The sequence below is a fragment of the Metaclostridioides mangenotii genome (genome assembly GCF_017873185.1).
Classification (GTDB): domain Bacteria; phylum Bacillota; class Clostridia; order Peptostreptococcales; family Peptostreptococcaceae; genus Metaclostridioides; species Metaclostridioides mangenotii.
This window is the reverse complement of the sequence record NZ_JAGGJX010000001.1, coordinates 843,827-865,182: the sequence shown is the minus strand read 5'-3', so window position 1 is coordinate 865,182 and position 21,356 is coordinate 843,827. Positions and strand designations below refer to the sequence as shown.

The window sequence follows — 21,356 nt, the reverse complement described above, 5'->3', positions numbered from 1 at the left end:
TTTAAACTAATGTTTTGCACTATATAAAACCAAATGAGAAGAATAATTGAATAAGGCACAAAATGTAAAAGATGAAGGTGTCCAACACAGTTACAGACTTTTTCCAAATCTGTGGTGCTGGACATCTTCATCTTTTATAGTTTGAATTATTTAATTATTCTTTTACCTCATTATTTTAAAACAAAGAAATAAGCCAAAACAATTATACCTAATACTATACGGTAGTAACCGAATGGTTTGAAGTCATGTTTTTTGATATAATCCATAAATAATTTTATAACTACTACAGAAACTAAGAATGCAACTACTGATCCGATAAGTAGTACAAGCCATTCAAAGCTTGAAAATGCAAATCCTGTTTTTAAAAGCTTTAATGCACTGGCACCTAACATTGTAGGGATCGCCATAAAGAATGAAAACTCAGCAGCTACAAATCTTGATGTTCCAAGTAAAACGGCACCTATTATTGTAGAACCAGATCTTGATGTTCCTGGTATAAGGGCTAAACATTGAAATAACCCTATCGCAAAAGCTAATTTATATGTAACGTCTTTGAAGCTGTTAAACTTAGGTTTTTTATTTCTGTTTTCTAACATTATCATTATTATACCGTATACTATAAGAGCTATAGCAACTACGGTAGAGTTGAAGAACAATTCATCTATTTTGTCTTCGAATAATACTCCTATTACTCCTGATGGAATTATAGCTATTATTACTTTTATCCATAAATCGATAGTTTCATTTTTTTGTATAGAAGTTTTATCTTTGTCAAATGGATTTAACTTCTTAAAGAATATCAATAATACTGCAAGAATTGAACCGAATTGTATTACAACTAAAAATGTATTTATAAAACTCGCAGAGAAGTTTAGTTTAATAAACTCATCGACTAATATCATATGCCCTGTACTACTTACTGGTAACCACTCTGTGATTCCCTGAACAATACCTAAAACGACAGCTTTAAGTATCTCAATTAAACTGAATCCTTCCAAATTTTACTACCCCCAATACTAATTTTTTTCAATAGTTATTATATGCTAAGTTTACTAATTTATAATATCATAGCATTGATAAGTAGACAATAGTAAGTAATTTTCATTTTAAGTATATTTAAGATATGATATAGTAATGTTATACATGAAAGTAATGGTAGGGGTGATTAGATGAATAATGTGAAAATGTTAGAAGATTTTGAGTATGAGGTTTTTAATAATTTTTCTGTAAAGATGAATCCCAATACAAAGTACGATTATTTTTCAAAGCTTGTACAATTTAAGAAGTTTATAGGTGGTAAAAATTTTGTAGATGTAGATAAATACGATTGTGAGAAGTTTATGGAATTTGTAAAGAAAACTTATGCTAAATCTACTTCAGAAAAAGTATACAGTTATTTGCATAGCTATTTCAACTACCTAAATAGGGAGAAGTATGTTAAGATTAATCCTTTTAGAAGTATTGAAAAACCGACTGTTACTAGGATTAAAAATAAAGATGATGTATTAAATATAGAGGAAATAAATAAACTTTTAAGTATAGTTCCAAAATTAAAAGTAAGAGATAGAGCTATTATAGTTTGCCTGATAACAACTGGATGCTTGCTAAATGAGCTTGTAAATCTGAAATGGAAAGATATCCATAAAGATCCAAATGGAGAGGTATATATTAAATTAGGAAAAGGAAGAAAAGAGAGATCGATGTTAATTCATCCATACCTTTTATTTACTTTAGAAGAGTATAGAGCTTCTTTGGGTCTTGGAGAAAATATAGATAACTGTGATAGTTTTATTTTTACAACTCAAAAGAGCGATTTTATAACTGATAGAAATGTTAGAATTATTGTAAGAAAAGCTCTCGATATGGCTGAATTACCACAGTACTCAGCTAGAGACTTTAGACATTCCTACGCTGCTATAAATTTGATGTTTGGGCTTGATGAAGAGGAACTAAAAAATAAACTTGGATGGAGTGATAAACACTATGCTCAGAGATACAAGTATGTTTTAAACTTTATGTCTGATGGGAAGGTCGATAATATTATAGAGTTTTAATAGTAAAAATAAAAGAAAAAGTTATAAAATATGAATAAAAGCTTTAAAATACTTGTTATTGTTCGTGAAATTTCATATAATTATTATGTTGATATAATTATTTAAATATATTAGGAGGACTTATTAATGGTAGACAATAAATATACTACGTATACAAACCCGTTGACAGATAGATATTGCAGTAAAGATATGAGTTATATATTTTCACCGCAATTTAAATTCTCAACATGGAGAAAATTATGGGTTGCACTAGCTGAAGGAGAACATGATCTAGGTTTAAATATAACTGAAGATCAGCTTAATGAGCTTAGAGAAAATATAGATAATATAAATTTTGATGAAGCTAGAAAAATAGAGAAAGAAGTAAGACACGATGTTATGTCTCACGTTAAAGCTTTTGGATTACAGTGCCCAAAAGCTAAGGGAATAATACATCTTGGTGCTACTTCAGCTTATGTTGGAGATAATACTGATGTTATCCAGATGACAGAGGGTCTTAAACTTTTAAGAATTAAATTAGCTAATTTAATAAATAACTTAAAGAAATTCTCTTTAAAGTATAAAGATATTCCAACTCTTGGATTTACACATTTCCAAGCGGCGCAGTTGACTACTGTTGGAAAGAGAGCTTGTCTTTGGGCACAAGATTTATTGCTTGATTTAGAGGATTTAAACTATAGACTTGATAATATGAAGCTTAGAGGGGTTAAGGGTACTACTGGTACTCAAGCAAGCTTTTTAAGTTTATTCGATGGTGACCACGATAAAGTTAAAGAATTAGATAAAATAGTTTGCGCTAAGATGGGATTTGAATCATCATACGCTGTAAGTGGACAAACTTATACTAGAAAACTTGACTACCAAGTTATAAGTATACTTTCAGGAATTGCTCAAAGTATGCACAAGATGACTAATGATATAAGACTTTTACAACATTTAAAAGAATTAGAAGAGCCATTTGAAAAAAATCAAATAGGATCATCAGCTATGGCATATAAGAGAAATCCAATGAGAAGTGAAAGAATATCTTCGCTGAGCAAGTTTATTATATCTGAATCGCTAAGCCCTGCTATGGTTCAATCAACTCAGTGGCTGGAAAGAACACTAGATGATTCTGCAAATAAGAGACTTGCTATACCTCAAGCCTTTATGGCAGCAGATGCAATACTAGATATAGGTATCAATGTAACAGATGGTATGGTAGTTTATGAAAATATGATAAATAAACATGTAAATGAAGAATTGCCTTTTATGGCTACGGAAACAATTCTTATGGAAGCTGTAAAAAGAGGTGGAGATAGACAAGAACTTCATGAAATTATAAGAGAGTACTCAATGAAAGCGGCATATAGAGTTAAGCATGAAGGCTTAGATAACAACCTTATTTCTCTAATAGTTGAAGACGATTCATTTAAAATGAGCAAAGAAGAGATATTGTCTATAATGGATCCAAAGAACTTTACAGGAAGATCTAGTGAGCAAGTAGATGACTTTGTTAAAGATGTAATTGATCCGGCTCTAAAAGATTATGAAGATGAACTTGATAAGGTAGATGTTGATTTGCGAGTATAGAAAATGTATTATAAAAAGCTGACTTAAATGTTTCGCTCCATTGCAAAATAATCGGTACGATTTTGAATGGCGAAGTTTTTTAGATTAAAACTATATAGTAAAAAGGAATCTGTTTTAATATAAATTAGACGGATTCCTTTTTTATTTACTTCTTATTTTTAAATAGAGTTTTAATTAACTATATTTAATAATACAGTGCAAAAAATGCCAATACAAAATGTAGTAACCAACCTTTGTAATAATATTGTAATTGAAAAAAATAGATAGAATAAATATAATTAATATATTGGCTAAAAAATTAGAATCCAATATAGATTAAAATAAGTTACTATGAAATAGTATAATCTATGGATATATGAGAAGTAGTAAAAATTATTAAAAACACAGTAATAAAAAGCATTTTTTATACAATATATACAAAATGGAGGGGTTTTTATGGAATACTATTTACTTGATGTTTTTACAACTGAAAAATTTGGAGGAAATCAATTAGCTGTATTTACAAATCAACAAAAAAATGAACAATTACTACCAGATCAAATGCAAAAAAGGAATATTACAATCTGAAGATTCTGGGGAATATATATGGAATTTAGAAGAAAATGTTGGAACTATCCCAGTAAAAATAGTTAAAGAAAATGCTAAAATCGTCAATGTTGAAATGAGTCAACCATTACCAACTACTGGAGAGAAGTTTAAAGACTTAAAAATCATAGCTCAACTATTATCAGTGGAAGAAACAGATCTTGATGATAGGTTACCTATAATTAGTATGTCTGCAGGCGTTCCATTTATATATATACCTTTAAATTCTGTCGATGCTATGAAAAAATTCAATTTAGACAGGATATATGGGAAAAATATTTTAAAGTGACAGAGGATTTTAAACATATATTTACATTCACAACGAATACAGGTGATTTGCCTGTTGATGTTTACAGCCGAATGTTTGCGCCTGCCATGGGAATTAATGAAGATCCTGCAACAGGAGCTGCAAGTGGTCCTCTAGGAGTGTATTTAAGTAGGTATTATTATAAAGACAGCGAACCAAACAATATAGAAAGAATAGTAAGCTTACAAGGGGTAGATATTTGTAGACCTAGTAGGATTACTATCAATGTAGGGAAGTGTAATTGCGAAATTATTAGTATTTCAATTGCAGGTACCTCAGTGATTATGGGGAAAGGTCAGTTATTTTTATAAGTTAAGTTAATTAGCATAATCAATATTAGTGCATATATAAATTGCGTATATGAAAATAAAAAGAGCAGCTATTAAAACATATTTTAGTTTTGAGAGCTGCTCTTTTTTATTTTAATTAATTTATCTTTATATATTAAGCTTTAGCTTTTAATGCAACGTATTGCTCTAAACCTTCTTTAAGTAGAGTAGCTGCATTTTGAAGATCTGTTTGGTTAAGGATGTAAGCAAGTCTTATTTCGTTTCTTCCCAAACCTGGAGTTGCATAGAATCCTTCAGCTGGAGTAAACATTACTGTAGAATCATTTTTACAGAAGTCATTTAACATCCAGATAGCGAAATCTTCTGCATTGTCAACTGGAAGTTTTGCAACTATGTAGAATGCACCAGTTGGTTTTTCGCAGATTACTCCGTCAACTTTGATTAATTCGTTGTATAAAACATCTCTTCTTTTTCTGTACTCTTCGTTAACTTCTTTGAAGTATGAAGCTGGAGTTTTGTAAAGTGCAACAGCACCGACTTGATCTAGTGTAGGAACACAAAGTCTTCCTTGGCATAATTTAAGTATTTCAGCAATAAGTCCTTTGTTTTTAGATGCTACAGAACCAATTCTAGCTCCACAAGCACTGTATCTCTTAGAAACACTATCTATTATTATAACTCTATCTTCAATATCTTTTAAGTTTCCGCAACTTGTATACTCAAGCCCATCGTAAACGAATTCTCTATACACTTCATCAGCTATTAACCAAAGATTGTTTTCTTTAGCTATATCAGCCAACATATGAAGTTCATCTGTTGTATATATAGCTCCAGTAGGATTACCTGGATTAGATATTAATATAGCTCTAGTTTTGTCGTTTAATTTAGAAACTATCTCTTCTTTAGGTGGTAAGTGGAATCCGTTTTCTGCAGTTGTAGTAACAGGGTTCATTTCTACGTTAACTGCCTGACCAAATCCATTGTAGTTAGTGTAGAATGGTTCTGGAACTAGGATATTATCGCCTGGATCACAAACAGCCATCATAGTGAACATTAATGCTTCACTACCTCCGTTTGTTACTAGTATTTCATCTTTATCAAAATCAATATTATATGTCTTGTAGTAATTTTGTAGTGCTTCTATTAATTCGGGAATACCTTCTGAACCAGCATACTCTAGAACTTCGCTTTTAAATTCTTTTACTGCATCAAAAAATCCCTGAGGAGTTTTGATATCAGGTTGACCTATATTAAGGTGATAAACTTTTGTTCCTCTTTTCTTAGCAGCTGTAGCATAAGGTGCAAGTCTTCTAATTGGTGAAGATTGCATAGATGTTAATCTTTTAGAATATTTCATAATAAATACCTCCCAATAAAAATATTAAAATGTAATAAAGTCTTTCTATGCGTCGAACATAAAAATATTTAAATACAACTTTATAATATCATAGAATAATTTAAAAATCAGCATAAATTAAAATATAATTTTAAATTTTTCAGATTATTTATACAAATTGTTGCGAAAATAACAGAATATTGGGAATTGTCGTTATTGTAAAATAAAGTAAATCTATTTAATCAATATCCTAAATAACATATAATAGAGATATATGTAAAAACAATTTTATTGGCGAGGTGTATTTATGAAAGAATTAAGGAGAGATAAAATTACTGATGATTTAATAATTTTTGCAGCCGATCGAATTAAAAGACCGCATGACAAAAGTTCTAATCAAATAGAAGAATCAGAAGAAGTGGGGATTTACAATGAATGGTGCCCATTTTGTAGGGGAAATGAGAAGTATACTAGTGAGCCTACTTTCGAATTAAGAAAAGATTCGGAGTGGTATGTAAAATCGGTGTACAATAAGTTTCCTATAATAGATGAATCATCATCTCAGATATTTGGAAAACATGAGGTTATGGTCGATACATATAGACATAACGGGAGCTTTTACAACATGACAGAAGAAGAATTTGAAGATATGTTTATCATGTTTAAAAATAGGTATAAATCATTAATACAGGAAGAAAAAGTAGAGTATGTAAATATATTTAAAAATTTCTTGAGAAAAGCTGGAGCATCACTTATGCATCCACATTCTCAGATAATGTCGATGTCTTTAGTGCCGCCAGAAGTGCAAAATGAATTAAATATAGCGCTTAAATACTATGAAGAAAATGCAAGATCTCTTTATAGCGATATCATCAAAGAGGAATCAGAGTTTAAAAATAGGGTTGTATATAATGGAAATTCATTCTTGGTAATAGTTCCATATGCTACTAAATACAGTGGAGAGGTTAGAGTTATATTTAAAGATAATATTAAATTTGAAAACTTGACTGATGGAGATATAAAAGAGCTTTCTTATACATTTAAAAAATTATTTGGAAATATATATGAGATGAATGGATATATGCCATTTAATTTATGCTTTCATACTCATCCTAAAAATATAGATACAGAAGATTACTTCAATGCACACATTCATATAATACCGAGAAGGTTTAATTTCGGAGGTTTTGAGTTGGGCGCAGATGTGCATGTATCATCGATAGACGCTGAAGAACTAACACTTGCTTTAAGAATTTAGTGATAAAATTTATTGCTAAAATCTATTTTAGAAAAAGCAAACAATAAACAATTGTGTGATGAGAATTATAAGATATAAATAAAATCTTAATTAAATAAACTAGTTGGTTATAATTAATGTTGTTATAACAAAAGCAATCAGGAGGATAAAATGAAATTAATATCGTGGAATGTAAATGGTATAAGAGCGTGTGTCGGTAAAGGGTTTGTAGACTTTTTTAATGAGGTAGACGCTGATATATTTTGTATACAAGAAAGTAAACTTCAAGAAGGGCAGATAGATTTAGAGTTAGAGGGTTACCATCAGTACTGGAATTACGCTGAAAAAAAGGGATATTCAGGGACTGCAATATTCACTAAACAAGAGCCTCTAAATGTTTCTTACGGACTGGGGATTGAAGAACATGATAAAGAGGGTAGAGTTATAACTTTAGAGTTTGAAGATTTTCATATGGTTACAGTTTACACTCCAAACTCTCAAAATGAGTTAAAAAGACTTGATTACAGAATGAAGTGGGAAGATGACTTTACAGACTACCTTATTAGATTGGACAATATAAAACCAGTAATAGTTTGTGGAGATTTAAATGTAGCCCATCAAGAGATAGATTTAAAAAATCCAAAAAACAACAGAAAAAATCCTGGATTTACTGATGAAGAAAGAGCAAAGTTTACAAATTTACTAGATAGAGGATTTATAGATAGTTTTAGATACTTCAATCTAGAGCTTGAAGGTGCGTATTCTTGGTGGTCTTATAGATTCAATGCTAGAAAGAACAATGCAGGATGGAGAATTGACTATTTCTGCGTATCTAAAAAATTAGAGGATAGACTAGAAGGTGCAAGCATTCATACAGAGGTATTAGGTTCAGACCATTGTCCTGTAGAACTTGTTCTTAAATAATGCAATTTTTTACAGGGTTCTTTTAATAATAAAAATATTGAGAATTTGGCTGAACTATTATATAATAATTAATAACAAAGAAACAAAACACGAATATTGTCAAGAAAAAAATGTTCAATGTTTGTTAATATAGGTAATATTGTATATATAGCTTAGCGAATAAATTCATAAAAATGGGAGAGAGAATGAATGAAGGAATTACTGTATTTTATTGAAAAAGAAAACTATACTGACGATGAGCTTAAAACTGTATTAAGTGAGAATTCAAATATTAAGTTTGTATCACTTATGGGTGTCGATCTTGGGGGCAATGCAACAGATGTAAAAATACCGATAAACTTATTTTTAAAAGATATTAAAAAGTTTTTATCTTCTGCTATTCAGACTGATGGATCAAGCGTTGAGCTATATGAAATAGCTACTTTAAACAATGCAAAAGTCGATCTAATGCCTGATTCAGAAGCAAGATGGTATATTGATTACAACAAAGAGAATATCGATGAAAATACTGGGCTTCCAGTTGGAACGTTGATAATACCAGCATATTTAATTCATGATAATAAAAAAGTTTGCTCTAGAGGAATTATTGAGAAGGCCGATGAGTATTTTAAGGAATCTCTTCTAAAAATCTTTAGAGAGTATCCTCATATGATTAATAATTTGGGAATAGACTCTGTAGACGACATTGTAGACATATCGCTTACTACAGCAACAGAATTAGAGTTCTGGGTAAATACTCCAGAAGACAAGGCAAACTTAGAAAAGCTTTATGTTTCGCAAAGTTTAAAAGAGCAATATTGGAAGAGAACACATGGAGTAATTAGAACTTGTCTTGAAAAGACTCTTTCAGAGCTTCAAAAATTAGGAATCGAGCCGGAGTTGGCACATAAAGAAGTTGGAGGAATTCCAAGTTCAATAAGTATAGATGGTAAAATAAATCACGCTATGGAGCAATTAGAAATTTCTTGGAAGTTTGCTCGTCCATTGCAAGCATGTGACAACGAACTTTTAGTTAGAAATGTAATAGACGATGTATTTTCTTCACATGGATTAGAAGTTACATTCAAAGCAAAGCCAATTGAAAAGGTTGCAGGCAGCGGAGGACATACACATATAGGAGTAAGTGCGAACCTAAAAGACGGTAGAGGTATAAACTTACTTGCGCCTAAAAAACTAGAAGATGATTACCTTAGTGAAATAGGATATGGGGCACTTATGGGAATACTTAAAAACTATGAGGTATTAAGCCCGATAGTTACATCTACTAGCGATGAGTTCAATAGATTAGTTCCGGGGTTTGAAGCTCCAGTTTGTACTGTTGCCACACTAGGTCACGCATATGAGATTCCTTCTAGAAATAGATCAGTATTAATAGGCGTAATTAGAGATTTAAAGAGCCCTAGAAATATGAGATTTGAACTTAGATCTCCAAGTCCTCTTTCAAATACATACCTTGTAGCAGCTGGATGCTATCAAATGATGCTTGAAGGTATTAAAGCAGTTGCAAAGAGTGGATTAGATACTAAAGTTCTCGAAAAAGAAATATCTAAAGATGTAGGAGATGAGAGTTTCTACTTAGAAAAAGATAGAGCGTATAGAGATGAGAATAATATATTTAATTACTATACAGAAGAAGAGAGAGTAAAAAGATTTGGGGTTCCGCCTAGAACTGTATTTGAAAATATGAAAAATTTAGATAAGCATAAAGATAAGCTAGAATCTTTAAAGCAAGGTGGAGTTTTTACAGATATAATAATAAACTCTTTCAAAGTTGGAGCATTAGATAAATGGCAAAAGCAACTTACTTCTAGAATAATAAGAAACGACGTAAAGATTATCAGAGGCATAGAAAAAAGACATACAAATGACAATATGGATGCTCTTGATGAAGTAAACTGGAATGCTATATCAGATCTTAAATACGATATAATGAAGGATACTTTAACAAAAAAATCTCTTTTTACTAGAATTAAAGATGCAATAAACGAAAAGGATTACGAAGCAGCTTCTAATTTACAGTTAGAGCTTAAAGATAAGATAGATGAAATCCAAGAGCTTTACCTAGTTTATAAGAAAAATATATTCTAGAAAATGTATTTCAGAGTATATATCCTTTAAGTGTAGTAAAAATACAGTGAAAATTAAACACTTGAAATAATATGCTGAAAATTTTAACTTTACCATATTAACTAGGTATAGGTTAATAATAAAATTAAGATCGATTGTTGTATAGAAATATTAGATTAAATATAATATTCTAGCCAACAATCGATCTTTTTATTTTAGTAATTCTTCTAAGTAATCGGGAATTTTATCTGGATGTATTAACTGCATAAACTCATCTAGGTTTTCTTTAGCATAGTCTATAAAAGAATCTAATTCGCCCTTTACAAGTTTTTCTAGGAGTACTTGAAGATCTTTATCCGTTTTATATACAGAACCTATTCCCTTATCAATTATAAATTTAGCGTTTTCAATTTCCTGACCGACCTTTGGATACTTTAAAATAACAGGTGTTTTAGAATTGATGGCTTCAAATAAAGTTGCACCTCCAGGTTTAGTCAACATAAGGTCATGATTAAGTATCAATTCATACATATTTTCAACAAATCCAAGTACCTCTATATTTTTTAGAGGATATTTCTCAGTAAGAGTCTTGTACAATTTATGGTTTTTACCAGTTACTATTGTGACCTTCATAAGGTATTTGTATCTAGAGACAAAACTGTCCAGCCAGTATATAAAGTCTTCATCAAATTCAAAGAGGCCCCTTCCGCCTCCGAGAAGTAGAAGTCTATATTTATATTGTGATTCGGTTTTTTCCTCTGAGCTAAATCTCTTATCTACAGGAACTCCAGTGACCTTTATAGATTCAGGAGATATACCTTTGTGAACAAATCTATTCTTTATTTCATTTGTGGGTACAAAGTACATATCTGTTTTTTCATAGATCCATTCATTGCTGTCTACAACATCCGTTACAACTGTTACACTTGGAATATCTATGTCTGGATTTTTGAGCTTAAACTCATTAACACAGCCACATGCAACTGGAAATGTAGAGACTATAATATCAGGTTCAATTTTTGATATGTACTCTGAAACCTTTGGAGCATACAGCCTGTGTGATATATCGTGTTTTGTATCAACTGATTTCCTAAAATAGTAATATGAGTTGTATAAAGCAGGAGTATACTTGGTATTGTTTTCGTAAAGTGTGACCATAGGTTTATTCATTTGAGGTATGCTGATTGTTATAAAATTTCTAATGATAATATTGTAATCTGGATTTTTATCAAGTAAATAATCTTTAATTGCATTAGCAGCACTCGTGTGTCCAGCACCAAATTGGGCAGTAAGAATTAGTATGGTCTTGTTGTTATCTTTCAATTTTAGGCACCTCCGTAAATTAAAGATGTTAGTGTAATTATACATTTCAGAGAGTTTTTATTCAACATTTATATAAAAATATATCAATCTCTATTGTGTGTTACACAGTACTGTGTTATTATAAATACATAAACAATAGGCATACTTATTAGATGTGCAAAAATTTTTAATATACTACTGTGTATTGCATACTACTATGTATGATAAATTATATAGCAAGGAGGAAATGTATGAATACACAATTCAAAAAGGGAGTGCTTGAGATTTGCGTACTGGCGTTGATTGATAACAGAGATATGTATGGATATGAAATTGTGCAAAACATCTCTAAGGTCATAGATGTAAACGAAGGTACAATATACCCGATACTTAGAAGGCTTACAAAAGATTCATACTTTGATACATACATTTTAGAATCTTCAGAAGGTCCTGCCAGAAAGTACTACAGGATCACAGAGATTGGAAAAAATAATTTGAAAGAAATGTTACACGAGTGGAGAGCATTTATAAAAGCAGTTGATGTGCTTATTAGCAATGATGGAGGAGGTAGTGGCTTTGAGTAAACAAGAATTTCTAGAAATTTTACGAGATTATTTAAAGAAAGATTTTTCTGATGATGAAGTAAACGATATAATAAGGGATTATGAAGAATATTTTGTAGACGGAATAATAGAAGGAAAAAGCGATATGGAGATAATATCTCAACTTGGATCCCCAAAGACCATTTCCGAGGAATTTGTATCTCAGATTAAAGGAGATAAGATTTCAGAAGATAATGATCAGATAGTAAACAAAAGAGTATTAAATAGCAAGATTAACGATGCTAAGCATAAGACTGGTAGAGGTATAAAACAAATTGGTATAAAGATAAGTGAATTTTTTAAAAAATCACAAAAATGGTTCACAGAACTGTTGACTTTAAATATTGAAAAAGAAAGAAAAAGAAATTCTGGAGGTATAAGCAGAGCTTTAGTTTTTAGTGCTTTAATAATACTTACCATGTTTATGTTACTTCCTTTTGGTAGTTTAATATTATTTATACTTTCAACATTAGCTGGATTAGTTGCATCTGCAATTACATCTATTATTATGATTCCATTCGTATTTAAGTTTATCGGCATAATCCCAGATACATGGCTGGTATTTGTATTTGGATATATAGCCTTTGTAGGTTTTCAAATATTGGCATGGCAAATCGTGATACTTGTAGTGACATTTTGCAAAGGGCTAGTTAGAAAATATGTCCATTGGATTAAGACAAGAGGAATATATATAAGAGCTTCAAAGAAAAAAGATATTAGATACAAGTCTGTTGATTTAAGCAAAGGAGATGGAGAGCGTGAATAAAAAAATATCGATAGTGGCAATAGTTATGTTAGTTGTAGGTATAATTGGAACTGCTTGGTCTTTTCTATATGCTACTCCAAGTATATCTGATTTTAAAGCTGAAAAAGAGTATCAAGCGAGCCAAGAGTATAATATTTTTGAGGAAAAAGTGGATATAGATAAGTTGGCAATTAACTCATACTCAACAAATATAACTATAAAACACCACAATAAAGATAGCGTACTAGTTACTAAAAGAGGTGTTACTAATAATTTAAATTACAGTATTTCAAACAAAGATAAGACTTTGATCGTAGAAGAAGATAAGAATAGAATTTACGGTAAAGAAATAACGGATATAGACTCAATGGTAAGAACTTTCATAGATGAAATATTTGTTTATGAGGATATCTCTATAATAATTTATTTGCCAAATAAAGTAGACTTAAATCTAGCTATAGGTAGTGGCGATTTAAATATAAAAGATGATATATTTTTAAATGAATTTAAATTAACTTCTGACAGTAGCTTCATAGGAGATTCGCTACCTAAAGAAATTCAGAATTTAAAAACTTTAAATATAAAGTCTTATAGCGAAATATCAATGCCTGTAAAAAGTATAATTGGAATAAAGGACATAACGCTTACATCTAATTCAGTTGGAATTTACTCAAATGATGATGAAATGATAATAGAGGATGTAGAATCTAAATTGCCAGAGAATATAACTATATTAGAGCAAGATGTTGGTGAAGATGGTAGAGGGGAAGTTAGCATTGATTCACAAGTACCAGTAGCTAAAAATTTAAATATTGAAGCGCCAAATTCACAATTAACTTTAACACTTCCTACTAATAAATATAAGTTTAATTACAATGTCCACTCAGAGCAAAGAAATGATATTAACTTTGATGGTCTTGAATATGATGAAGATGGAAATGAAATAAAAGAAGAAAAAATAGATATAAACGGAATAGTAGACAAAGCTTTAGAAAATTTAGAGACTCAATATAATGTAAAAGCAAATGTAGGTTATCTAAATAAAAACTAAAATTGTATACTTTATAAAAAGGGGATTGATACAACATCAGAGCAGAAATGCACTATGGATGAAAGCATTAAGTTTAGCTCTAAGAGTATTAAGAGTGAATACGAAGATTAATAATAATATTAAATAAAAAAAGTAAAAAATGGGATGTAATTAAAGTGATTGAATACAGCTTTAATTACATCCCATTTAGTTTTTTAGGAACCTACAAAAATGCGAGATCACCTAAGAAATTCTCAAACATGACCCCTTCATTTCTGTCAGTGTCAAATTTAGAAGTATATGTAATAGTTTTATATATAAACTCATTTGCAGTGTTTACTGCTAATTCAAAATCGAAATCATTAGTTAACATACCGCATAAGATAGATGCAAATATATCGCCAGTTCCACTGTAAGACTTATTATTGTACTTAGAAGTTGTAAAAAACGTCTTATCAGTGCTTCTCTCGTAGGCAAAATTAAGAACATTTCCATTTCTAACAATTCCGGTAATAACTACCTTTTCTGGACCTAGATCTGATACTTCGTGGGCAATTTTCATAATTTCCTCATCTGTATAATCTAGTTTTGAATAATCCTCACTAGCTAAATAACACGCTTCTGTTAAATTTGGAGTTGTTAAATGTGAATGACAGACTAATTTTCTTAGCTCAATTCTCATATCTTCATTAAAACAAGAATACATTTCTCCATTATCTCCCATAACTGGATCTACAACTACAAAAGAATCCGGATGATTTTCTATAAAATCTGAAACAATATCGACCTGCTGTTTTGAACCTAAAAATCCAGTGTATATAGAGTTGAACTCAAATCCTAATTTATCCCAAACTTTTGTATATTTTGGCATCTCATCAGTTAAATCTAAAAAAGAGTACTCTGGATAACCTACTTGGTTAGATAATACTGCTGTTGGAAAAGGACAACATTGTACCTTTAGTGCTGAAAGAACAGGTAAAGCTACTGTCAATGAACATTTCCCTACACCCGAAATATCGTGTATAGCAGCAACCTTTTTTTGCATAATATTCCCTCCATTGCTATAAATTGATCAGTGTGCCTAAAATTTTATGCACAAATACTAATATAACTATATTACTACTAATAGCATAAAAAAAGTAGTTTATTAATTAAAATTATCTAAAAAATATAGTGTTTTGATACAATTTATTGTTAAATCTGGACATAATAGAATATATGAACGTCAAAATTAAGAAAAGATGTACTGTTTGGAGGTGTAGTTTTGAAAAAGCTTAATTTAAAAAATAAGTACATCAAAGGAGTAGTTGGACTTGTACTTTTAGTTGTTTTCTTTGGAGCAGGATTTTATACATTAAGAAATACTGATTTATCAGAGGAAAGTTTAGAATCAAGTAAACTTATCGATACAAAGGATGATAAAGGAAAAGAGGTAAAGGAAGATAATAAAAACAAACTAGAAAAGGAAACTAAAGAAGAGAGAAAAGCTAGAGAAGAAAGAGAAGAATATAAAATTATACTCGAAGATTTATTTGATTTTAGAAATACGGCTATTTTGAATAAGAATGAAAATATACTAAAAGGTATATTTGATACAGATAAAAAATTCGGACTTTGGGCATATGAGCATGAAATCAAAAAAATGAAGTATCTAGAAAACTGGTCTAGTAAACAAGGTGTTAAATTTAAGAATATAAAGACTAAAGTAAATGTTAGAAAAGTTAGGGAAAGAGAGAAGAATCTTTACGGCGTAATTTGCTCTGTATCAACAGAGTATAAATACACATATACAAATCAAAAAAATAAAGTGAATACGTTTAGAATTGGGACAGAACACTATCTACATGTAAAGAAAGTAAAAAATAAATATATTATTACTAAAGAGTGGTATACGGACCCTTTTGCGGATTCTTTAAATTTAGAGAATATAAAGTCTGATGACATTAGAAATTTTATAGACTCTAAGAAAGAGGTAGAACTAAACCTAACTCCCGAGCAGAAAAAAGGTGTTTCTTATGCTCACAAATATGCTGGATCAGCAGCTGATGAAGAAGATGGACTTAAGTTCAATGAAAACTATAGAAACTATAACCCTGAAGGTGGGGACTGTGCAAATTATGCCTCACAGATAATGTTTGAAAGTGGACGTTTTGAAAAAAATGCGACTTGGAATTACAGTGAAGGTGCAGGCACAAAAGCATGGGTAAATGCACAGGCGTTCAAAAATTATTTGCTTTATAGTGGAAGAGGATCGCTTTTAACAAAGGGAACTTTTGAAGAAGTCTACAAAGAAGCATACTTTTTAAGACCTGGCGATATCGTGGGATATGAAAAAGGTGGTAGGATAACACATGTATCGACTGTTACTGGTCTTGACTCAAAGGGATATCCTTTGGTGACTTGTCACAATACAGATAGACTTTTAGTTCCGTGGGACTTAGGATGGAGCGATAAAGACATTAAATTTCATATTATTAAAGTAAATTATTAAATTATTAAAAAAATAAAGAATTTAACAATGTATAGTTTAATATTAATTGACAAAGGTAAGTCAATGTGATAAAGTAGAACTAAGGTTACAGATAAAGTAGCTAAATTTGTTTGTTTTTAGGAGGATTTATTAATGAAAACTGGTGTAGTTAAATGGTTTAACAATGAAAAAGGTTTTGGATTCATATCTGTAGAAGGTGAAGACGATGTATTCGTACACTTCTCAGCAATACAAGGTGACGGATACAAGTCATTAGAAGAAGGACAAAGCGTAGAATTCGAAGTAGTTGATGGTGCTAAAGGACCTCAAGCTGCTAATGTTGTTAGATTATAATTAAAAATTCATATATATTAGTATTCTAGTAATATGAGAGATTAACCGCTTTTTAGCGGTTTTTTCTATTTTTTAAAAAAATAAATTTAATATAAACAAATCAATCAAAATCAATAAATCAATTACCAAAAAATAATTCATATAAAAATAACAATAAAAGCGTTAATTAACCTTTAAATGTGTTAAAATTAAGTGGAGTGGTAAGAAACTTAGATTTAAAATAATAAATTTAAGTATTTTAATAAGTTTGGGGGTGTATAGTGTAATGAATATATTGTTTTTTCTTACTCCAAAGAGTGAGGTTGCATACATATATGAAGACTACACTATAAAACAAGCTATAGAGACGATGGAGCACTATAGATATTCTTCAATTCCGATAATTAATAGAGATGGTGAGTATATAGGAGCTATTACAGAAGGAGACTTCTTATGGTCATTAAAAAACAGAGATACTCTAAATCTGAAAGAATTAGAAAAAATGCCTGTTACTGAAATTAAAAGAAAAAAAGATAATGCACCAGTAGCGATAAATGCTAAGATAGAGGATTTAGTAATAAAATCTCTAAATCAGAATTTTGTACCTGTAATCGATGATCAAAATATATTTATTGGGATTATCAAAAGAAGAGATATAATAGGTTACTGTTTTGAGAGAATGAGCCTTGAAGAAGAAATTGTACTAGATAGATAGTTAATATAAAATTGAATTAAAAAGTAAAAAATAGGAATATTATTATATGAGTACATCATTAAAGATGTGAACTATAATGATGTTCCTATTTTTTTGCTATAAGCTTTTTAATCAACGCTATTATTAATCATAGCGAAATATAAAAAGAAAGGTGATAGCACATTGCTATCCTGCTGAATTTCCGGACAATGTAACTAAGTTTGTTGGTAATGACTTTAAAGAGACTTGATATATCTATCTTTTTATTCAATTTGAGAATACATAAGATAAACAGAAAATATAATAATAAGGGGTTTAATAGACTAGATATTAAATAACTACAATAAAATGAGGAGTGGTTATTAATGACTAATAGTAATGATTATAGATTAGATGGAAATAATAATGTTATTTATGATATAAATGTAACATTTACACCTAATTTTTTTAATGAGTTTGAATCAGCTGGTTTCCAGTACGATTTCATGAGATTAACTGATGATCTTGGAGTGCTGCGTTTAAGTGAAGAAACTTATTCACAAGGGTTAGAAAATATATTAGCATTGCGATCAGTGATTAGTATTGAGAGAACTGTAAGGATGGCACCACTATCCAAAGTTAGTCTAGGGGTTGAAAATGGAATTGTAGCAACTGAAGAGATAGGAGTTAATTACTTTAAAAATAACCCCAATATATCTATAACTGGTAGAGGAGTAATAATAGCAGTTGCAGATAGTGGTATAGATTATTTACATCCGGACTTTATATATCCAGATGGGACGTCAAAAATACTCTATTTATGGGATCAGACAAAAGATGGTATACCTCCAGAAGGATTTTATTTTGGAACAGAGTATACAAGGGAAGACATTAATAGAGCTATACAGAATAATGATTCAAGTTTATCTCAAGATGAAATAGGAAGAGGAACGATGATTAGCGGTATATGCGCTGGTATGGGAAACGTAAATCCAGAATATGCAGGAGTTGCATATGAAGCCGATTTGATTATTGTAAAACTTGCTACGTTAGAAGGATTCTATAACAATGCGATGTTGTTTGCATCAACAGAGTATGCATATAGAAAGTCTAGACAATTAAGAAGGCCTATAGTTATAAATATATCTTATGGAAGTAATAATCTTATAGGGCTTACAAACATAAATACAACAAGATACTATGAAAGAGGTTATTGTGAGGTTGCTGGGGCTGGAGATGAGGGAGATACACAAACACATACTACTGGGAGACTACAATTTAATGGAGATACAGCCAGTGTCGAGATTGAGCTTAATGAAGATGAAGAGGATCTAACTATAGACGTGTGGGTGCAAAGGCCAGATTTAATAGAACTAGAAGTAGTTTCACCATCAGGTGAAATTACTAGGGGGGTAAGTGCTTATTATAATTACCTTGAAGTAAGAGGACTACTTGATTTAGAGGGTACTTATTATACAATAACCTCGAGATACCCTACAACCGTGTCAGGTCAACAATTTATACAAATATATTTACGAAATGTAGTACGTGGTATTTGGACGATAAGACTTACTGGAATTAATATAATTAATGGAAGATATAATATATATTTGCCAAATAGAATATTTATAAATAGTGGAACAAGATTTAGAAATTCTGTTCCATCTTATACCATAAATTATCCTGCGATTAGAGAAGAAATTATAACCGTAGGTGCATATAATTCATTAAACAGAAGTCTATGGAATAGTTCTTCAAGAGGTCCAACTATCCAAAATTGGGCAAAGCCAGATATCATTGCTCCAGGAGTAAATATTATCGCTCCTTTACCTGGAAATACTTATGGGACTATAACAGGGACAGGAGCATCAGCAGCACATGTTTCAGGGGCGGCAGCATTGTTTTTTCAGTATACACTTGTGGATGGAAATTACTATAATCAAGGGTACCTATCTAATTTCAAGACATTTATAAAATTGGGTGCTGATCGTTCTTTAAATATAGTTTATCCGAATTATAGTTATGGATACGGAGTTTTAAACGTAAGAAGAATGTTTGATTTTTTTAGATAGGAGGTAAATATGGAAAAATCATTTTATATAGTGTACCAAGAAGGTTTAGACTTAGCATCCGCTCTTAGGGAGAGAGGTTTAAATAACTTTATTATATTAAATGAAAGGCTTGCTGTCCTATACACGCCATTAGATTTCAATTCAAATATATTAAGAAGTATATATGAAATCTCTTGGTTCAATGAATCTGATCCAATGAGCTCTTTGATAGATTTAACAGACTATGTTGAAGTTGGAGATGGAGCAAGAAGTGTTTCCGGAGCGAATTATCTTTATAATAATATTTATAATGATATTACAGGAAGAGGAGTCCTTATTGCAATAATAGATTCAGGAGTCAATTATTTACATCCTGATTTAACTAGAGATGATGGATCAAGTAAAATAATAAGGTTATGGGATCAAGAAGGCAGCATAAATCCTCCGCCGGAAGGATATTTGTTTGGAAGCGAATTTTCAAGAGAAGAATTAAATGCTGCTATAGCAAGAAATGACGGTAGTCTAAGTAGAGATGATGTAGGAACGGGTACAATGGCTGCTGGTATTACAGTAGGTAGCGGAAGGGTAAACTCTAACTACAAAGGAATTTCAGAAGGATCTGATTTAATTGTTGTAAAATTAAGATCATATCCAGGACGATATTATGTTGAAAAGCGTAATTATACAACATCTGATTTTTTGGCTGCGTTTTCATATGTTATAAACGTTGCACTTAGGGAAGAAAAGTCTCTTATAATAAATTTAACTGTTGGGCAGAGATCTTCATTGGGATTTATAACAGCCTTAAACACATTTACTGAATTAGATTATCCAGGGATTGTTGTGGTAAGCGGTGCAGGAAATCAAAGGAATACTTATATACATTATGCTGGTAAATTTAGAAATCAGATGGATGTAAATGATATTATTATTGAATTCGGGGATGGTCAAAATTTAGATATTTATCTCGAAGGGAGTGACTTAGATAGAATAAATGCAACTATAATTTCGCCGTCAGGAGAAGAGAGTTATACAGCAATTTATGCTCCGGATTACTATGAATACATAGGAAAATTCAATTTAGAAAATACAACATACAGGATTAGATACTTTTATCCTCGGTTATCTACAGGATCTGAATTTCTGGAGATAAACCTTAGAAATATGAAACCTGGAGCGTGGACCCTTAGAGTTAGATCTGATGTATTCCTAAATGGAGAATATCATGTTTATTTACCAAACAAAAATCTTTTAGGCGCTAATGATGGGTTTATAGATACCAGTTCTTTTTCAACTATAACCTTTCTTGGAACTGGCGAAAATATAATTACTGTTGGTTCTTATGACAATAAATATGATAGCATATATGTTGGTTCATCAAAGGGCCCAACAAAAGGAGTTTCTGTGAAACCTGATTTTGTAGCTCCTGGTGTAAATATTATATCAACTCACGGTAATGATAGCTATAGATCAGGTACAGGAACTGGTATTAGCAGTTCTGTTACATCTGGCATGTTAGCACTAATTATGGAGTTTTTAAGTAAACAAAGTAGATATCCAAAATTATTATTATATACCCATGTTTTAAAAACATATTTAATGATAGGAGCAACAAGAAATGAATTATACGAATATCCTAACGATTCTCGAGGATATGGATTAGTCGACTTTAGAAGAACCATACAAATAATATCTGATACTTTATAAAGCAATATAAAAGAGATCCTATTATTAGGATCTCTTTTATATTTGCCGTCATTTTGCCACCTAAAAACACA

The 21,356-nt window shown here is 30.6% G+C and carries 20 protein-coding genes; 16 read left to right on the top strand and 4 right to left on the bottom strand.

What is annotated here, in order from left to right; translation table 11 throughout:
• Positions 1 to 170: 170 nt before the first annotated feature.
• A complete protein-coding gene (locus J2Z43_RS04150; protein ID WP_209455978.1) occupies positions 171 to 998 on the bottom strand; it encodes an undecaprenyl-diphosphate phosphatase in 828 nt (275 codons plus the stop codon).
• A gap of 171 nt (positions 999 to 1,169) precedes the next feature.
• Between J2Z43_RS04150 and J2Z43_RS04145 the strand changes: the two genes are divergently transcribed.
• From J2Z43_RS04145 to J2Z43_RS15000, 5 genes are all read left to right on the top strand, one after another.
• Positions 1,170 to 2,054, top strand: coding sequence for a tyrosine-type recombinase/integrase (locus J2Z43_RS04145; RefSeq protein WP_209455977.1), 885 nt, complete (start codon positions 1,170 to 1,172; stop codon positions 2,052 to 2,054).
• A gap of 126 nt (positions 2,055 to 2,180) precedes the next feature.
• Positions 2,181 to 3,626, top strand: a complete 1,446-nt coding sequence (gene purB / locus J2Z43_RS04140) for an adenylosuccinate lyase (protein WP_209455976.1) — start codon at positions 2,181 to 2,183, stop codon at positions 3,624 to 3,626.
• A gap of 435 nt (positions 3,627 to 4,061) precedes the next feature.
• Entirely contained in the window at positions 4,062 to 4,193 is a 132-nt protein-coding gene (locus J2Z43_RS15010) for a PhzF family phenazine biosynthesis protein (protein ID WP_209455975.1), read from the top strand.
• Positions 4,144 to 4,500, top strand: a complete 357-nt coding sequence (locus J2Z43_RS15005) for a PhzF family phenazine biosynthesis protein (protein ID WP_209455974.1) — start codon at positions 4,144 to 4,146, stop codon at positions 4,498 to 4,500. Before J2Z43_RS15010 ends, J2Z43_RS15005 begins: the two co-directional genes overlap by 50 nt.
• Entirely contained in the window at positions 4,497 to 4,829 is a 333-nt protein-coding gene (locus tag J2Z43_RS15000) for a PhzF family phenazine biosynthesis protein (RefSeq protein ID WP_209455973.1), read from the top strand. Before J2Z43_RS15005 ends, J2Z43_RS15000 begins: the two co-directional genes overlap by 4 nt.
• Before the next feature lie 133 nt (positions 4,830 to 4,962).
• On the opposite strand, the gene J2Z43_RS04120 is transcribed toward J2Z43_RS15000, so the two are convergent.
• Complete coding sequence (locus J2Z43_RS04120; RefSeq protein ID WP_209455972.1) at positions 4,963 to 6,165, bottom strand: pyridoxal phosphate-dependent aminotransferase; 1,203 nt, start codon at positions 6,163 to 6,165, stop codon at positions 4,963 to 4,965.
• 286 nt (positions 6,166 to 6,451) lie between these two features.
• Between J2Z43_RS04120 and galT the strand changes: the two genes are divergently transcribed.
• The 3 genes from galT (at position 6,452) to J2Z43_RS04105 (ending at position 10,393) form a co-directional block, all read left to right on the top strand.
• Entirely contained in the window at positions 6,452 to 7,402 is a 951-nt protein-coding gene (gene galT, locus J2Z43_RS04115) for a galactose-1-phosphate uridylyltransferase (RefSeq protein ID WP_209455971.1), read from the top strand.
• A 150-nt stretch (positions 7,403 to 7,552) separates the two neighbouring features.
• Positions 7,553 to 8,305: an exodeoxyribonuclease III gene (locus tag J2Z43_RS04110; protein WP_209455970.1), complete on the top strand. Its 753-nt coding sequence runs from the start codon at positions 7,553 to 7,555 to the stop codon at positions 8,303 to 8,305.
• A gap of 189 nt (positions 8,306 to 8,494) precedes the next feature.
• The gene (locus J2Z43_RS04105; protein ID WP_209455969.1) at positions 8,495 to 10,393 is read left to right on the top strand and encodes a type I glutamate--ammonia ligase; all 1,899 of its coding nucleotides are present in this window, start codon (positions 8,495 to 8,497) and stop codon (positions 10,391 to 10,393) included.
• 189 nt (positions 10,394 to 10,582) lie between these two features.
• Here J2Z43_RS04105 and J2Z43_RS04100 read toward each other — a convergent pair whose 3' ends face one another.
• The gene (locus J2Z43_RS04100) at positions 10,583 to 11,695 is read right to left on the bottom strand and encodes an MGDG synthase family glycosyltransferase (RefSeq protein ID WP_234925962.1); all 1,113 of its coding nucleotides are present in this window, start codon (positions 11,693 to 11,695) and stop codon (positions 10,583 to 10,585) included.
• Between the two features lie 230 nt (positions 11,696 to 11,925).
• On the opposite strand from J2Z43_RS04100, the gene J2Z43_RS04095 reads away from it, so the two are divergent.
• From J2Z43_RS04095 to J2Z43_RS04085, 3 genes are read left to right on the top strand one after another with little or no spacing between them, the layout of a single operon-like run.
• Entirely contained in the window at positions 11,926 to 12,258 is a 333-nt protein-coding gene (locus tag J2Z43_RS04095) for a PadR family transcriptional regulator (protein ID WP_027701734.1), read from the top strand.
• On the top strand, positions 12,251 to 13,042 hold the full coding sequence (locus J2Z43_RS04090) for a DUF1700 domain-containing protein (protein ID WP_209455967.1): 792 nt from the start codon (positions 12,251 to 12,253) through the stop codon (positions 13,040 to 13,042). Before J2Z43_RS04095 ends, J2Z43_RS04090 begins: the two co-directional genes overlap by 8 nt.
• Positions 13,035 to 14,072: a DUF4097 family beta strand repeat-containing protein gene (locus tag J2Z43_RS04085; protein ID WP_209455966.1), complete on the top strand. Its 1,038-nt coding sequence runs from the start codon at positions 13,035 to 13,037 to the stop codon at positions 14,070 to 14,072. Before J2Z43_RS04090 ends, J2Z43_RS04085 begins: the two co-directional genes overlap by 8 nt.
• Positions 14,073 to 14,274: 202 nt before the next feature.
• Here J2Z43_RS04085 and J2Z43_RS04080 read toward each other — a convergent pair whose 3' ends face one another.
• A complete protein-coding gene (locus J2Z43_RS04080) occupies positions 14,275 to 15,096 on the bottom strand; it encodes a pyridoxamine kinase (protein ID WP_209455965.1) in 822 nt (273 codons plus the stop codon).
• A 219-nt stretch (positions 15,097 to 15,315) separates the two neighbouring features.
• Between J2Z43_RS04080 and J2Z43_RS04075 the strand changes: the two genes are divergently transcribed.
• The 5 genes from J2Z43_RS04075 (at position 15,316) to cspC (ending at position 21,285) form a co-directional block, all read left to right on the top strand.
• Positions 15,316 to 16,542 carry an amidase domain-containing protein gene (locus J2Z43_RS04075; RefSeq protein WP_209455964.1) on the top strand — a complete coding sequence of 409 codons (1,227 nt, stop codon included), beginning with the start codon at positions 15,316 to 15,318 and terminating at the stop codon, positions 16,540 to 16,542.
• A gap of 132 nt (positions 16,543 to 16,674) precedes the next feature.
• A complete protein-coding gene (locus J2Z43_RS04070) occupies positions 16,675 to 16,875 on the top strand; it encodes a cold-shock protein (protein WP_024620614.1) in 201 nt (66 codons plus the stop codon).
• Between the two features lie 265 nt (positions 16,876 to 17,140).
• Positions 17,141 to 17,569: a CBS domain-containing protein gene (locus tag J2Z43_RS04065; RefSeq protein ID WP_027701738.1), complete on the top strand. Its 429-nt coding sequence runs from the start codon at positions 17,141 to 17,143 to the stop codon at positions 17,567 to 17,569.
• 344 nt (positions 17,570 to 17,913) lie between these two features.
• Complete coding sequence (locus J2Z43_RS04060; RefSeq protein ID WP_209455963.1) at positions 17,914 to 19,599, top strand: S8 family peptidase; 1,686 nt, start codon at positions 17,914 to 17,916, stop codon at positions 19,597 to 19,599.
• A 9-nt stretch (positions 19,600 to 19,608) separates the two neighbouring features.
• Entirely contained in the window at positions 19,609 to 21,285 is a 1,677-nt protein-coding gene (gene cspC, locus J2Z43_RS04055) for a bile acid germinant receptor pseudoprotease CspC (protein ID WP_209455962.1), read from the top strand.
• The last annotated feature ends 71 nt before the right edge of the window (positions 21,286 to 21,356 follow it).